At 69.9% G+C, this 13,954-nt stretch carries 11 protein-coding genes and 1 riboswitch; of the genes, 8 read left to right on the forward strand and 3 right to left on the reverse strand.

Annotation, left to right across the window (positions count from 1 at the left end; all coding sequences use genetic code 11):
- The 3 genes from BN10_RS10655 to BN10_RS10665 form a co-directional block, all read right to left on the reverse strand.
- On the reverse strand, nt 1-556 hold a 556-nt coding region (locus BN10_RS10655), incomplete at its 3' end, for a DNA-3-methyladenine glycosylase I (protein WP_156917375.1).
- Between the two features lie 98 nt (nt 557-654).
- A complete protein-coding gene (locus tag BN10_RS10660) occupies nt 655-1,788 on the reverse strand; it encodes a metallophosphoesterase (RefSeq protein WP_010851255.1) in 1,134 nt (377 codons plus the stop codon).
- A 6-nt stretch (nt 1,789-1,794) separates the two neighbouring features.
- Nucleotides 1,795-2,286, reverse strand: coding sequence for a glutathione peroxidase (locus BN10_RS10665; protein WP_010851256.1), 492 nt, complete (start codon nt 2,284-2,286; stop codon nt 1,795-1,797).
- A 23-nt stretch (nt 2,287-2,309) separates the two neighbouring features.
- On the opposite strand from BN10_RS10665, the gene BN10_RS10670 reads away from it, so the two are divergent.
- The 8 genes from BN10_RS10670 (at nt 2,310) to BN10_RS10705 (ending at nt 13,946) form a co-directional block, all read left to right on the forward strand.
- Nucleotides 2,310-3,752, forward strand: coding sequence for a flavin-containing monooxygenase (locus BN10_RS10670; RefSeq protein WP_010851257.1), 1,443 nt, complete (start codon nt 2,310-2,312; stop codon nt 3,750-3,752).
- Nucleotides 3,752-4,396 (forward strand): lysoplasmalogenase, encoded by a 645-nt coding sequence (locus BN10_RS10675; protein WP_010851258.1) that lies wholly within the window; start codon nt 3,752-3,754, stop codon nt 4,394-4,396. The genes BN10_RS10670 and BN10_RS10675 overlap by 1 nt, the downstream gene beginning before the upstream one ends.
- 93 nt (nt 4,397-4,489) lie before the next feature.
- Nucleotides 4,490-7,417 (forward strand): leucine--tRNA ligase, encoded by a 2,928-nt coding sequence (leuS, locus tag BN10_RS10680; protein WP_010851259.1) that lies wholly within the window; start codon nt 4,490-4,492, stop codon nt 7,415-7,417.
- A 126-nt stretch (nt 7,418-7,543) separates the two neighbouring features.
- Nucleotides 7,544-7,658, forward strand: a riboswitch (SAM riboswitch).
- A 42-nt stretch (nt 7,659-7,700) separates the two neighbouring features.
- Nucleotides 7,701-9,041, forward strand: a complete 1,341-nt coding sequence (locus BN10_RS10685; RefSeq protein ID WP_010851260.1) for an aminotransferase class V-fold PLP-dependent enzyme — start codon at nt 7,701-7,703, stop codon at nt 9,039-9,041.
- A 21-nt stretch (nt 9,042-9,062) separates the two neighbouring features.
- On the forward strand, nt 9,063-9,911 hold the full coding sequence (locus BN10_RS10690; RefSeq protein WP_010851261.1) for a DegV family protein: 849 nt from the start codon (nt 9,063-9,065) through the stop codon (nt 9,909-9,911).
- A complete protein-coding gene (locus tag BN10_RS10695) occupies nt 9,908-10,567 on the forward strand; it encodes a glycerol-3-phosphate acyltransferase (protein ID WP_010851262.1) in 660 nt (219 codons plus the stop codon). Before BN10_RS10690 ends, BN10_RS10695 begins: the two co-directional genes overlap by 4 nt.
- Nucleotides 10,568-10,881: 314 nt before the next feature.
- Nucleotides 10,882-11,553: a ComEA family DNA-binding protein gene (locus BN10_RS10700; protein WP_084311200.1), complete on the forward strand. Its 672-nt coding sequence runs from the start codon at nt 10,882-10,884 to the stop codon at nt 11,551-11,553.
- Nucleotides 11,550-13,946, forward strand: coding sequence for a ComEC/Rec2 family competence protein (locus tag BN10_RS10705; RefSeq protein WP_010851264.1), 2,397 nt, complete (start codon nt 11,550-11,552; stop codon nt 13,944-13,946). The genes BN10_RS10700 and BN10_RS10705 overlap by 4 nt, the downstream gene beginning before the upstream one ends.
- The last annotated feature ends 8 nt before the right edge of the window (nt 13,947-13,954 follow it).

Here is a 13,954-nt window from a genome sequence, read left to right on the forward strand (position 1 = left end):
GGTCGTTTTTCGTTTGGGTGGAGCTGTCCCAGACGCCACTGCTCCCGCGCCGGTGCGAGCCGAGCAGATGGGTGTCGACGATCCCCACGGCCTCCATCAGCGCAAACATCGTCGTCGGCCCCACGAAGACGAAACCCTTGCGTTTGAGCCCCTTGAACAGTGCCTCGGACTCCGGGGAACGAGTGGGCACCTCACCGATCGTGGCCGGCTGCGGCGTTCGTTCGGGTCGAAAACTCCACACGTATGCCGCGAGGTCACCGTCGGCGTCCTCCCGCAGCCCCAGCGTGGCCCGGGCGTTGGTGATCGTCGCCCTGACCTTGGCCAGGTTGCGCACGATCCCCGCGTCGCCCATCAGTCGCTCCACATCGGAGTGGTCGAAGCGCGCGACGACGTCCGGCGAGAAGTCCGCGAAGGCCGCTCGAAAGGCCGGCCGCTTGCGCAGGATGGTCGCCCAGGACAGCCCGCTCTGGAAGGCCTCCAGCGACAGCCGCTCGAAGAGCCCCTGCTCGTCGCGCACCGGCAGGCCCCACTCGGTGTCGTAGTAGTCGCGCAGCATCGGGTCGACCGATGCCCAGCCCGGTCGGGCGAGTCCGTCGTCGCCGACCACCAATCCGTCCGTGCGAGGCTCCACACGGTGAGGATAGGCCGCGAACCTCAGCCCCTCGTCATGGTGATGACCGGGATCTCCGGATCCGCGCCGACACGCACCGAAGGACCCCACGCACCGGCGCCGCGACTGGTGATGACCGGCACGCCGTCGATGACCGCCTGGCCGTCGACCATCGGCTGCTGGAGCAGCACGAGCGCCCTGAAAGGCCACAACTGCCCGCCGTGAGTGTGACCACTCACCTGCAGGTCGACCCCGCGACCCGCGAGTCGTGACGCAGCCCGCGGCTGGTGCGCCAGCACGATCTGGAAGGTGCTCGCCGCGACCCCCTCGACCGCTGCGTCGTAGTCCGGTGCGAACTCACCCGTCCCCGACCAGTCGTGCACGCCGCCGATCGCCATGCTGTCGCCGCCCGAGGTCACGGTGGTCACGGCATTGCTCACGACCTGGATGCCCAAGGTCTTCCAGTCGTCCTCCCAGCCGGAGATCGTCCCGGAGTACATCTCGTGGTTGCCCGTCACCGCGTAGACGCCCAGCGACGCCCGGAGGCCGCGCAGGGGGGCGAGCTCGGCGGCATACCGGTCGACGGGGCCATCGATGAGGTCACCCGCGATCAGGACGAGGTCGGGTTCTGCGGCATTGGTCCGGTCGACGATCCGTTGCACGGTCGCGGCCGATCGCACCGCCCCGGCGTGGATGTCGGTGATCAACGCGACCTTCGTGCCGTCGAAGGCCGCCGGCAGGCCCGGCGAGCGGAAGGTCATCGGCGTCACCGTGGGGTCGGCCGCCTTCACCACCCCGTATGCCGTGGTCGCCAGTGCCGCAACCACCACCAGCGCCGCTCCGATCCGGTTGACGCGGGTCTTGCGTTCGCGGTTGCCCCATCCGAGAACGAGAGAAAGAACCGCCATCACCAGAGCGCCCAGCAAGAGGTAGAGCGCCGTCGCCAACCAGGTCGCGCCGATCCACACCAGCGGCCGCGCCTGGGCGGGGGAGAGGAACGTCGGACCCGCGCCGAACTGGAGGAAGGACAGGCCGGTGAGCACGACCATGCCCACCAGCGCCGCCAGACGTGCTCGGGCGCTGCGCCAGCGGGGCGCGTGGATCAACCGATGGGTGAGGAAGCCCAGGGCGCCGAGCAGGACGGCGACCGGGACGAGCAGGAAGAACCAGTTGGGCACGAGGACTCAGGGACGCGGCGCGGCGAGCGCGGCCACGACGTCCTTCTCGAGGTCCGCAGGGGTCGTCGTCGGCGCGAAACGCTCGATGACCTGGCCGTCCCGACCGACGAGGAACTTGGTGAAGTTCCATTTGATCCGGCCGCCGAGCAGGCCGGACTTCTCGGTCTTGAGCCACCGGTAGAGCGGGTGCGTGTCTTCCCCGTTGACATCGATCTTGGCGAACATCGGGAAGCTCACGCCGTAGTTGAGTTGGCAGAACTCGCCGATCTCGTCCTCGGTCCCTGGCTCCTGCGCGCCGAACTGGTTGCAGGGGAAGCCGAGCACGACGAAACCCTCGTCCTTGTGCGCGGCATACAACTCCTCCAACCCGGCGTACTGCGGGGTGAAACCGCACTTGCTCGCCGTGTTGACGACAAGGACGACGTCCCCGGCATAGGCCGAGAGGTCCTGGTCGGTGCCGGTGAGGGTGGCGGCGTGGAAGTCGCTGAGGCTGCTCATGACGTCGATCGTAAGGTGGGCGCGTGGAATCGCTCGACGTCGACGTCCTCATCGTCGGCGCCGGCCTGTCCGGGATCGACATGGCGTGCCGCCTCACCCGCGCCCTGCCGGACCACACCTTCGCGATCCTCGAGGCGCGGGACGCGATCGGCGGGACCTGGGATCTCTTTCGCTACCCGGGAGTCCGCTCGGACTCGGACATGTACACCCTGTCCTTTCCCTTTCGCCCGTGGACGTGCGAGGCCGCGATCAGCGAGGGCGGTGCCATCCGCGACTACATCCGTGAGACGGCGACCGAGTTCGGAATCGCCGAGCGGGTGAGGTTCGACCAGCGGGTCGTCGGCGCCTCGTGGTCGAGCATCACTGCCCGGTGGACGGTGCGCGTCGAGACCTCCGAGGGCGAGGTTGGGCACACGTGCAGGTTTTTGCACCTCGCGACCGGCTACTACGACTACGACAGCGGTCACGTCGTGGACTTCCCCGGGCAGGAGGCATTCTCGGGGGCGATCGTCCATCCGCAGTTCTGGCCCGCGGACCTCGAGGTGGCCGGACGGCGTGTTGTCGTCATCGGGTCCGGCGCCACGGCCGTCACGATCGTCCCCGCGCTCGCGGGCGCCGGCGCCCAGGTCGTCATGCTCCAACGCAGTCCGAGCTATCTCGCGAGCCGGCCCGGCACCGACGCGTTGGCCCGCACGGCCTTCCGAGTGCTGCCCGACCAGGTCGCGCACCGTGTGCTCCGCTCGAAGAACATCGCCGTCACGACGGCGAGCTACATGCTGATGCGACGCTTCCCGCGCGGCTCTCGCGCGCTCCTCACCAAGGGTGTCGCCCGACTGCTGCCCGACGCGTATGCCGTGGGCCAACACTTCGCCCCGTCCTACGACCCGTGGGACCAGCGCTTGTGCCTCGTGCCCGATGGCGACTTCTTCGAGGCGATCAGCTCCGGGCGGGCCGAGGTGGTGACCGACACGATCGACACTTTCACCCCCGACGGGATCCGGACGGCGTCCGGGCGTGACCTCGACGCCGACATCGTCGTCACCGCGACCGGCCTCAGGCTCGTCGTTGCCGGCAAGATCGCCCTCGACGTCGATGGTCAGGTGGTCGACCTGCACGAGCGGTTCGTCTATCGCGGGCTGATGTTCTCCGATGTCCCCAACCTGGCCTGGGTCGTCGGCTACACCAACAACAGTTGGACCCTGCGCGCCGACCTCGCCGCGCGCTGGATCTGTCGCCTGCTGTCCTCCATGCAGCGCGCCGGACAGACGACGGTGACCCCACGGCATACCGTGGAGGAGGCGGGGCGACCCGCGGTCGACCTCACGTCCGGCTATGTGCAACGCGCCGCAGGGATCCTGCCGAAGCAGGGCGCGACGCGACCGTGGTCGGTGCGGCAGAACTACCTGATCGACCGGATCACCATGTCCAGCAACCGATTCGATGATGGCCACCTGGAGTTGACCTGATGCTGGTGTCCCTCTGGGTGGCGTTCGCGACGTGCGCCATCCTCGACTGGTGGTGCATGGTGCGCCCGAACCGCCGGCTCGAGGCGGTCGTCAAGCCCGCGGCCATGCTGGCCCTCGTCGGGGTCGCGATCGCCTCCGGCGCGCTCGGGAGCGCAGCCGGCGTCATGCTCGTCGTGGCGCTGGCCTTCTGCACCCTCGGCGACGTCATGTTGCTGGGCGAGTCCGATGCGCGCTTCCGTGCCGGCTTGACGTCCTTTCTCGTCGGCCATGTCGGGTATGCCGTGGTCTTCCTTCTCCTCGGACTGGAGCGTCCGTCGTGGGCCGTGGGTGCGGCCCTGCTTCTGGCCGTCACCCTCCCGCTCGGATGGGGTGTGGTGCGTGGTGCCCAGCGTCTCGGTGGGACGGCCATGGGCGCGCCGGTTGCCGTCTACATCGGTGTGATCGGGGCGATGACCGTGCTGGCGTGGATGACCGGGTCGTGGGTGATCGCGCTCGGAGCGTCGACCTTCCTGCTCAGCGATCTCGTCCTGGGCCACGACAAGTTCGTGGCGCCCCAGTCCTGGGCGCGGCTGGCGATCATGGTGCTCTACCTGGTGGCGCAGGCGGTCCTTGTCGTCGGCGTGCTCGGGGTGCTGGCCACCTGACGGGGCGGGGTGCGTCGTGGGCGTGTCGGTGGCTGTGATCGTGCGGACGATATCCTCACGGAAGCGCTTTCATGACAGCACGACGAGGACGAGATGAGCACCGAGACCCCGCACCGCTACACCGCCGAGCTGGCCGACCAGATCGAGGTCGCCTGGCAGGACCGGTGGCTCGAGGAAGGTACCTTCCGGGCCCCGAACCCGGCCGGCCCGTGGGCCGACCCGGAGGCGGTCGCGCCATACCCGAACGGCAGCCTGCTGGTCCTCGACATGTTCCCCTACCCCAGCGGCAAGGGCCTGCACATCGGGCACCCGCTCGGCTACATCGCGACCGACGTGTTCTCCCGCTACAACCGGATGCTCGGCAAGAACGTGCTCTACTGCCTGGGCTATGACGCCTTCGGGCTGCCGGCCGAGCAGTATGCGGTGCAGACCGGTCAGCACCCGCGCAAGACGACCGAGGACAACATCGTCGTCATGGCGCGTCAGCTGCGCCGGCTCGGGATGAGCCACGACGACCGACGCTCGATCCAGACGATCGACCCGGACTACTACAAGTGGACCCAGTGGATCTTCCTGCAGATCTTCAACTCCTGGTATGACACCGAGGCGGTGCGTCCTGACGGTGGCCGCGGCCGGGCGCGCCCGATCGGTGAGCTCGTCGACGAGTTCTCCGCTGGCCACCGTGAGGTCCCCGGCGGGGCGCGCTGGGCCGACCTGTCGGACCACCAGCAGGCGGACCTGCTCGACGACTACCGCCTCGCCTACACCTCGCACGCCCCGGTCAACTGGGCGCCCGGGCTGGGCACGGTGCTCGCCAACGAGGAGGTCACCAGCGAAGGCCGCTCCGAGCGCGGGAACTTCCCGGTCTTCAAGAAGGACCTGCGCCAGTGGATGATGCGCATCACCGCGTATGCCGACCGGCTGGCCGACGACCTCGACCGCGTGGACTGGCCCGAGAAGGTCAAGATCATGCAGCGCAACTGGATCGGGCGCAGCAACGGCGCCAAGGTCCGCTTCCCGATCGCGGAGGATGGGGCGAGCCACACCCCGAACGATCCCGCCATCGAGGTCTTCACCACGCGCCCCGACACCCTCTTCGGTGCCACCTTCATGGTGCTCTCCCCGGAGCACCCCCTGCTCGACTCGCTGGTGCCCGCCGGTGACTGGCCCGAGGGGACCAAGCCGGCCTGGACCGGTGGCGCCGCGACCCCGGCCGAGGCGGTCGCGGCATACCGGCTGATGGCCTCTCGCCGGACCGACCTGGAGCGGCAGGCCGACACCAAGGAGAAGACCGGCGTCTTCACCGGGGGGTGGGCGGTCAACCCGGTCAACGGCAGGAAGGTGCCCGTCTTCGTCGCCGACTACGTCCTCATGGGCTACGGCACCGGGGCGATCATGGCCGTGCCGGCCCAGGACGAGCGGGACTGGGACTTCGCCACCCGCTTCGACCTGCCCATCGTCCGCACCGTGGAGCCGCCGGCCGAGCACGACCGCGACACCGCGTTCACCGGTGACGGCCCGGCGATCAACTCCCAGAACGCCACCCTCGACCTCGACGGCCTCGGTGTCGCCGACGCCAAGGCCGCGATGATCACCTGGCTCGAGGAGCACCACTGGGGCGAGGGGACGATCAGCTACAGGCTGCGCGACTGGCTGTTCTCCCGGCAGCGGTACTGGGGCGAGCCGTTCCCGATCGTCTTCGATGCCCAGGGCGTCGCGCATGCCCTGCCCGAGTCGATGCTGCCGCTGGAGCTGCCGGACGTGCCGGACTACAGCCCGCGGCTCTTCGACCCCGAGGACAACAGCTCCGAGCCCGAAGCACCGCTGGCGCGGGCGACCGAGTGGGTCAACGTCGAGCTCGACCTCGGCGACGGACGCGGCCTGCGCCGCTTCACGCGCGAGACGAACACGATGCCCAACTGGGCCGGCTCGTGCTGGTACTACCTGCGCTACCTCGACCCCGCCAACCACGACGCGATGGTGGACCCGGCCAACGAGGAGTACTGGATCGGCCCGCGGGAGAGCGCTGTCGCCGGAGCCCCGGAGGGCACCGTTGACCCCGGTGGCGTCGACCTCTACATCGGTGGAGTGGAGCACGCGGTGCTGCACCTGCTCTATGCCCGCTTCTGGCACAAGGTGCTGCATGACCTGGGACACCTGAGCTCGGATGAACCTTTCCGGAAGTACTTCTCGCAGGGCTACATCCAGGCGCCGGCCTACACCGACGCGCGGGGGCAGTATGTCGAGGCGAGCGAGGTCGTCGAGTCGGTCGGCGACGACGGGGCGTCTGTCTTCACCTGGCAAGGCGAGCCGGTCAACCGGGAGTTCGGCAAGGTCGGCAAGTCGCTGAAGAACATGATCAGCCCAGACGACATGTACGAGCAGTACGGCGCCGACACCCTGCGCCTCTACGAGATGGGCATGGGACCGCTCGAGCAGTCCAAGCCGTGGGAGACGCGGGCCGTCGTGGGCTCCCACAGGTTCCTGCAACGCCTGTGGCGCAACGTGATCGACGAGGAGACCGGCGCCGTGCGGGTGACCGACTGTGCGCCGTCCGACGAGTTGGTGCGGACCTTGCACAAGACGATCGCGGCCGTCCGCGACGACTACGCGACCCTGGGCTTCAACACCGCCATCGCGCGCCTGACCGAGCTCAACAACGCGGTGACCAAGGTCGAGGGCGGCGCACCCCGTGCCGTCGTCGAGCAGTTGGTGCTGATGACCAGCCCGCTCGCGCCGCACATCTGCGAGGAGTTGTGGAGCCGCTTGGGCCACGACGGCTCGCTCGCCTTCGAGGACTTCCCTGTCGCCGACCCGAGCCTGCTCGTCGATGACACGGTCACCTGCGTCGTCCAGATCAAGGGCAAGGTGCGTGACCGCCTCGAGGTGCCCTCCGACATCACCGAGGACGCCCTGCGCGAGCTCGCCCTGGCCAGCCCGAAGGTGCAGGAGGCGATCTCGGGCGGGATTCGCACCGTGATCGTCCGCGCTCCCAAACTGGTCAACATCGTCCCTGCCTGAACCTTCTCGGCGGGACCCGGCACGGCACAACCGGCCCCCAAGGATCGACGGAGGTGTCCACCTCGTGGACGCCGCTCCCAACGGTATGCCGCGGGCTTGCCCGAGCCTGCTAAGTTCTCTCCCGTAGGTCATGAGTGCCAGCGACAAGCCCCGGCTCGCTGGTCAGCAACCCTCCTCCGCGGTGGGGTGCTCCGGGTGACGACCTGGTCGTCGGCGAAACCGCCGTCGGCAAGCGCGGACTCGAGGCTCATCCCCGAGGGTCCACACCCGTCGGGAGCAGCACATGTCCACCGCACCAGTCATCCACCTGCGCCACTCCAGCACCGTCTTGCCGGTCGTCGGCTCCGAGCAGCGCGTGCCCACCCTCCTTGGTGAGTGGCTCGATGTCGCGAACTTCGACCACGGCGCCTCCACCCCCGCACTTCTGGCCGTCGCGGACGCCGTGGAGCGCGCGAGCACGACCTACAGCAGCGTGCACCGCGGCAAGGGCTGGAACTCGCGTGTCAGCAGCGCCCTCTATGAAGCAGCCCGCGCCGAGGTCGCCACCTTCGTCGGCGCGCGGGAGGACGACGAGGTCATCTTCACCCGCAATACGACCGACTCCTTCAACCTCCTGGCCCGCGCGCTGCCGCGCGACACCACCGTCATCGTCTTCGAGACCGAGCACCACGCGACGCTGCTCCCGTGGCCGGCGCGAAACACGGTCCGCCTGCCGGTCCCGGCCTCCGTTGCGGATGCCGAGGCGCTGCTCCGGACCGGCTTGAAGGAGACCGCGCATCTGCGCGGCCCCCGCCTCGTCATCCTCAACGGTGCCTCCAATGTCACCGGCGAGTACTGGCCGCTCGATCGCCTCGTCCCCATCGCCCGCCGTGCCGGCGCCCGGATCGCCCTCGACGCCGCCCAGCTCGCCCCGCATGCTCCCCTCGATCTCGCGGCCCTCGACGTCGACTGGATCGCCTTTTCCGGCCACAAGCTCTACGCGCCCTATGGCGCTGGTGTCCTCGCTGGTCGTCGCGACTGGCTCGACAAGGCGGCGCCCTACCTCAGCGGCGGGGGTGCCACCGCTACCGTCACGACACAGGGCACGACGTGGCAGACCGGACCGGCCCGTCACGAGGCCGGCAGCCCCAATGTCCTCGGCGCCATTGCGTTGGCCGCCGCCTGCGCCACCCTGCGTGAGCACCGCCGGCTCGTGACCCACCGCGAGGAGGACCTCACCGAGCGCCTGGTGGAGGGCCTGCGCGCCATCGACGGGGTCGAGACGTTCTCGATCTTCGGCGAGGACCACGACCGCGCGCCGGTCGTGAGCTTCGTCATCGACGGTCTCGAGCCTGGTCTGGTCTCCGCGGCACTCTCCGCCGAGCACGCGATCGCGGTGCGTGACGGCAAGTTCTGCGCCCACCTGCTCGTCGACGCGCTCCTCGAGGATGCCGGTGTCGAGGCGCGCAGCGCCGTCCGGGTGAGTGCCGGCCTCGCGAACACGGACGAGCACATCGAGCGTCTGCTCAACGCGGTCGAGAGCCTGGCCACCCGGGGGCCGCGCGCGGCATACCACGTGGTCGAGGGGGAGGGCTGGGTGCCGGTCGAGGACCCACGCGACCTCAGTGTCACCCTTCCGTGGTGAGGTCCGGCTAGCCTTCACCTCGTGCCCGTCGCCCTCGTCACCGACTCCACTGCCTACCTCCCCGCGGACCTGCGCGAGCAGGTCGCGATCGTGCCCCTGCACGTCGTGGTGGGCGGGAAGGAGTTCTCCGAGGGCGTCGACATCATGCCCGAGGACGTCGCCAAGGCTCTGCGCACGTTCACCCCGGTGACGACCTCGCGCCCTGCTCCCGGCGCGTTCCTCGCGGCCTATCGGCGGGCTGCGGAAGCCGGCGCCGATGCCGTGGTGTCGGTGCACATCTCGTCGGATCTCTCCGCGACCATCGGCGGGGCGGAGTTGGCCGCGGGGGAGTCACCCATTCCGGTCACCGTCGTCGACTCCCGATCCCTCGGCATGGTCATGGGGTATGCCGTGGAGTCCGGTCTCGCGCTGGCTGCCACCGGCGCTTCGGTCGAGGAGGTTGCTGATCATGTCCGAAAGCGTTGTGCCGCGGCCGATGTCGCGTTCTACGTGGACACCTTGGAGTACTTGCGACGTGGGGGCCGGATCGGGAAGGCCTCAGCCCTGATGGGGTCGGCGTTGGCGATCAAGCCGATCCTCGCGTTGCGCGATGGGGTGATCGTCCCGCTGGAGCGGGTGCGCACGGCGAGCCGCGCGATCGGCCGCCTGGAGGAACGCGCGGGGGAGCGGATCGCCGATGCCTTGGCCTCCGGTGGCGGAGTCGACGTGGCCGTGCACCACCTGGATTCGCCGGACCGGGCGAACGCGTTGGCAGAGCGGCTCCAGACACGAGTGGGCGACGCGGGGCAGGTGCGGGTCCTCGAACTCGGAGCGGTCGTCGGTGCCCATGTGGGTCCGGGGACGCTGGCGACAGTGGTGTCACCCCGGTGACCGCCGGCGCGATCGACTTCGGCCCCGGCTTCATCGCCGTGCTGGCCGCGGTCGGCCTGCTCGCGCTCGTCGTCTGCTTCCTCATCGGCTCGATCTCGCCGGCGACGCTCCTGGCCTCGCTGTTCGGGAAGGACGTGCGCGGCAGCGGCTCGGGGAACCCCGGCGCGACGAACGCGGGCCGGATCCTGGGCGTCAAGTGGGGTGTCCTCGTCGGCGTCCTCGACGTGCTCAAGGGATTCGTGCCCTGCTGGTTCCTCGCCGGGTTCATGGGGGTGACAGCGTCGGCGGTCTGTGGCCTGGCGGTGGTGCTGGGGCACATGTTCAGTCCCCTGCTGAAGTGGCGGGGCGGCAAGGGAGTCGCCACGACGCTCGGTGTCCTGCTCGCCGTCTCGCCGTGGATCGCCCTCATCGCGCTGGTGGTCTTCGGGCTCGGCCTGGCCACTCTCAAGAGGGTGGGTGAGGCCTCGGTCGTCACCTGCCTGGTGCTCGTGGTCGTCGGTGTGCTGCAGGGGCTGGGCGTGGTCGACGTGGCACGGTTGGGCGCGACCGGTGTGGGGTGGGTCGTCGTGATCCTGGCCCTGCTGGTGCTGGCCCGGCACAAGCGCAACATCCTCATCGGCCTCGAACGACGACGGCGGGCCGTCCACAGGCCCTGACCCGGCGGGTGTGTCGTCCACAGGCCGCCTTCACGGGCGTGGTGAAGGCGCAGCGGCTTTCCTAGCGTCGAGCCATGCGCGGACGTCCCGATTCCTCTGTGTCCGACCGGGTCTGGGCCCGGTTGCGGGCGGATCACCCCAGCGGCGGTGAGCCTGCCGCCGACGTTGGCGTCCGGCGTCGGGCGCCCGGTGTCGCGATCGCCGACGCAGTGGGGACGGCGGAGGTTCACGCCCAGGACTCGACCGGCCCCGCGAGGGCTCGTGTGCGTGTGGAGGTGCCCGGCCGTCTGCGGGGGGCCTCATGGTTGCCGTCCATGCGTGCCGCCGTCGGCGTGGCCCTGGTCATCGCCGGAATCGTCGCTGTCCTCGGCGTTCGGCTCGCGTGGGCATCCGTGCATGACACGACGACCCCGGTTCGTGCGCCGGGCTCGAGCCCTGGCGTGGACCTCGATCCGGCCGCACGGGGCAGCCCTTCGACGGCAGCGGCGGCAGGATCGCCCTCGAGCGCGGGTCCGGGCACCGCAAGTGCGGGGGCCACGGGGATCGTGGTCGTGGATGTGGTCGGCCAGGTCGGGCGACCCGGCCTGGTGAGCCTGCCGGCCGGGTCTCGCGTTGCTGATGCGATCACGGCGGCCGGTGGTGCGACACCTGAGGCGGATGTCTCTCTGCTCAATCAGGCTCGTCTGGTCATCGACGGCGAGCAGATCCGGGTACCGCGACCAGATGAGGTCATCGCGGCGGCACCCGGTGCGGCCGGACCCGGTGCGGCGGGAGGCGCGGGCGGTGGTGTGGGCGCCTTGGTGTCGCTCAACTCGGCCGATCTGGCCACCCTGGATGGCCTGCCGGGGGTGGGCCCGGTGCTGGCGCAGCGGATTCTGGACTGGCGCAGCGAGCACGGGAGGTTTACCTCGGTCGATGAGCTGGGTGAGGTCTCCGGCATCGGCGACAAGTTGATGAGCCAACTCCGCCCGCGAGTGACGTTGTGACCGAGCGAGCCACCGACCTCCGACTGCTGCTCGCGGCGGTGATCGCTTGGGCCGCTCTCGCCATCACGCTGTCGTGGACCGTGACCCATCGTGGACTGCTCGTCGCCGGTCTGGTCCTCGCAGTCCTGGCCGTCGTGGGCGCGGCGACGCACCGGCGAAGACTCCGCCGACGCGGCCGCCTGGGCCGCCATGCGGTGACCGAGGGGCGGTGGTCTGGCCTACTTCTCCTGTCCTTCGCCTCCGTGCTTGTCCTCCAGTTCGCGGCGACTGCGAATGATCTGCGGGCCGCGCGCGGCGATGTGCAGCAACTCGTGGCCGAGCGAGCAGCGGTGACTGTCACGGGCCGGGTCGAGACCGAGCCACGTCGGCTGGTCGGTCGCTTCGGGGAGGAACAGGTGATCGTCGTCGTCGCGGTCAGCACGATCACCGGCCGAGGTGAGACGGGCCCCGCAGCCGCCCGCCTGCAATTGGTCGGCGACCAGGAACTCCTCCAGGTGCGGTGGTCGTCGACGGTGACCGTCGCTGGCCGACTCTCTCCGCCGCGAGACGCCGGTCCAGAGATCGGTCGGCTCCGGATCAGCGGATCGATCCGCGAGGTCCGCCCTGCGCCGGCAGTCGCCCGCGCCGCCCAGGTGCTGCGCACCGCGCTGACGGCCAGCGTGCGTGACCTTCCTGAGGATGCTCGCGGGCTGCTTCCCGGACTCGTCATCGGGGACACCAGCGCCCTCCCACCAGACCTCGACGAGGCGATGCGCGCCACCGGAATGACCCACCTGACCGCCGTCAGTGGCAGCAACGTGGCGGTCGTCATCGGGCTGGTGTTCGGCGGCTGCACCCTCGTCGGCGTGCCGCGGCGGCTGCGACCTTGGCTCGCCATGCTCGCCTTGGCCGGTTTCGTCGTGCTGGCGCGCCCCGAGCCGAGCGTCCTGCGAGCCTCGGCGATGGGCGCGATCGGGCTGCTCGGTATCAGCCGACACCGTCGTTCGATCGGCCCGCCCCTTCTGGGCGGCGCCATCCTGACCGTGCTCACCGTTGACCCGTGGCTGGCCCGCAGTTACGGCTTCGTCCTCTCCACCTTGGCCACTCTCGGGCTGCTCCTCCTCGCCGGACCGTGGGGGGACCACCTGGCACCTCACTTCGCCAAGGTCCACCCACGGCTGCGCCTGCTGGGTCCCGCCGTCGCCGTGCCCCTGGCCGCGCAGGTCGTGTGCGGGCCGGTCATCGTCCTGCTCCAGGGGTCCGTGCCCATCGTCGGCGTGCTCGCGAACCTGCTCGCCGCGCCCCTCATCCCCATGGCGACGATCGGTGGCGTGGCCTGCGCCGGTGTTGCCGTGCTGTCACCCACGCTCGGTGGCTGGCTGGCGTGGCTACCTGCCCTACCCACGCTGGGGGTGGCTCGCGTCGCCCGGGCACTCGCCGTCGTGCCGGGCGGATCGGTGCCATGGCCCGATGGAGCGCCAGGTGCGGGGCTCCTCGCCGTGAGCACGGTGTTGACCCTTCTCGTGGGCCGGTCGCTGCTTCTCGTGGCGCTTGCCCACCCCATCGTGACCCTGCTGGTCGTGGCCCTCTTCATCACCCTCCTCGTGCCGACCCGCACGTTCACCTGGCCACCCACGCGCTGGCGGATGGTTGCGTGCGACGTCGGGCAGGGTGACGGCATCGTCCTTCGCTCCGGCCCGGCGTCAGCCGTCGTGGTCGACGTCGGTCCCGATCCGGCACTGATCGACGGTTGCCTCGACCGGCTCGGTGTCGACGTCGTCGACGCCGTGGTGCTGACCCACTTCCACGCCGACCACGTGGGCGGCATCGACGGGGTGTCGCGTGGTCGCCAGGTCAAGGCGCTCCTCGTCACCGCGGTCGACGACGACGAGCCGACCGCACGTGAGGTCCGGACGTGGGCGCAACGGCGAGGCCTGAAGGCGACACCACTGCGCATCGGTGACCGATTCACCGCCGGCGCACTGACCGCCTCGGTCTGGTGGCCGGCTCGACGGATCGACGCCGGTTCTGTCCCCAACAACTCGTCCGTCGTCCTCGCCGTCAGGACCGGCGAGGTCGACGCACTGTTGCTCGGTGACATCGAGCGCGAAGCCGGTGCGGCGATCTTGTCCGAACTCAGACGGCGCCCCGAGTTTGCCTCTGCGGCAAGGTCATTCGATGTCGTCAAGACCCCCCACCACGGCAGCGCCAATATCAGTCCCGCGCTGATGGAGGCCATTCGGGCCCCGGTCGGCATCGTGAGCGTCGGCGCCGACAACGATTACGGCCACCCGTCCGCGACCCAGCTCTCACTCCTGCGCCGCCTCGGGTATGCCGTCTACCGCACCGACCTCCGCGGTGACATCGCCGTGGTCGACACCGATTCGGGCGAGGCGGTGGTGACCATGCGCTGAGTCAGCGT

Origin of the sequence: Phycicoccus elongatus Lp2, assembly GCF_000367525.1 — a bacterium.
GTDB classification, from domain to species: Bacteria; Actinomycetota; Actinomycetes; order Actinomycetales; family Dermatophilaceae; genus Phycicoccus_A; species Phycicoccus_A elongatus.

Coding starts and splice junctions, on each gene's coding strand:
- BN10_RS10665 (WP_010851256.1), bottom strand. CDS start 2,286: ATGAGCAGCCTCAGCGACTTCCACGCCGCCACCCTCACCGGCACCGAC.
- BN10_RS10675 (WP_010851258.1), top strand. CDS start 3,752: ATGCTGGTGTCCCTCTGGGTGGCGTTCGCGACGTGCGCCATCCTCGAC.
- leuS (WP_010851259.1), top strand. CDS start 4,490: ATGAGCACCGAGACCCCGCACCGCTACACCGCCGAGCTGGCCGACCAG.
- BN10_RS10685 (WP_010851260.1), top strand. CDS start 7,701: ATGTCCACCGCACCAGTCATCCACCTGCGCCACTCCAGCACCGTCTTG.
- BN10_RS10700 (WP_084311200.1), top strand. CDS start 10,882: ATGCGTGCCGCCGTCGGCGTGGCCCTGGTCATCGCCGGAATCGTCGCT.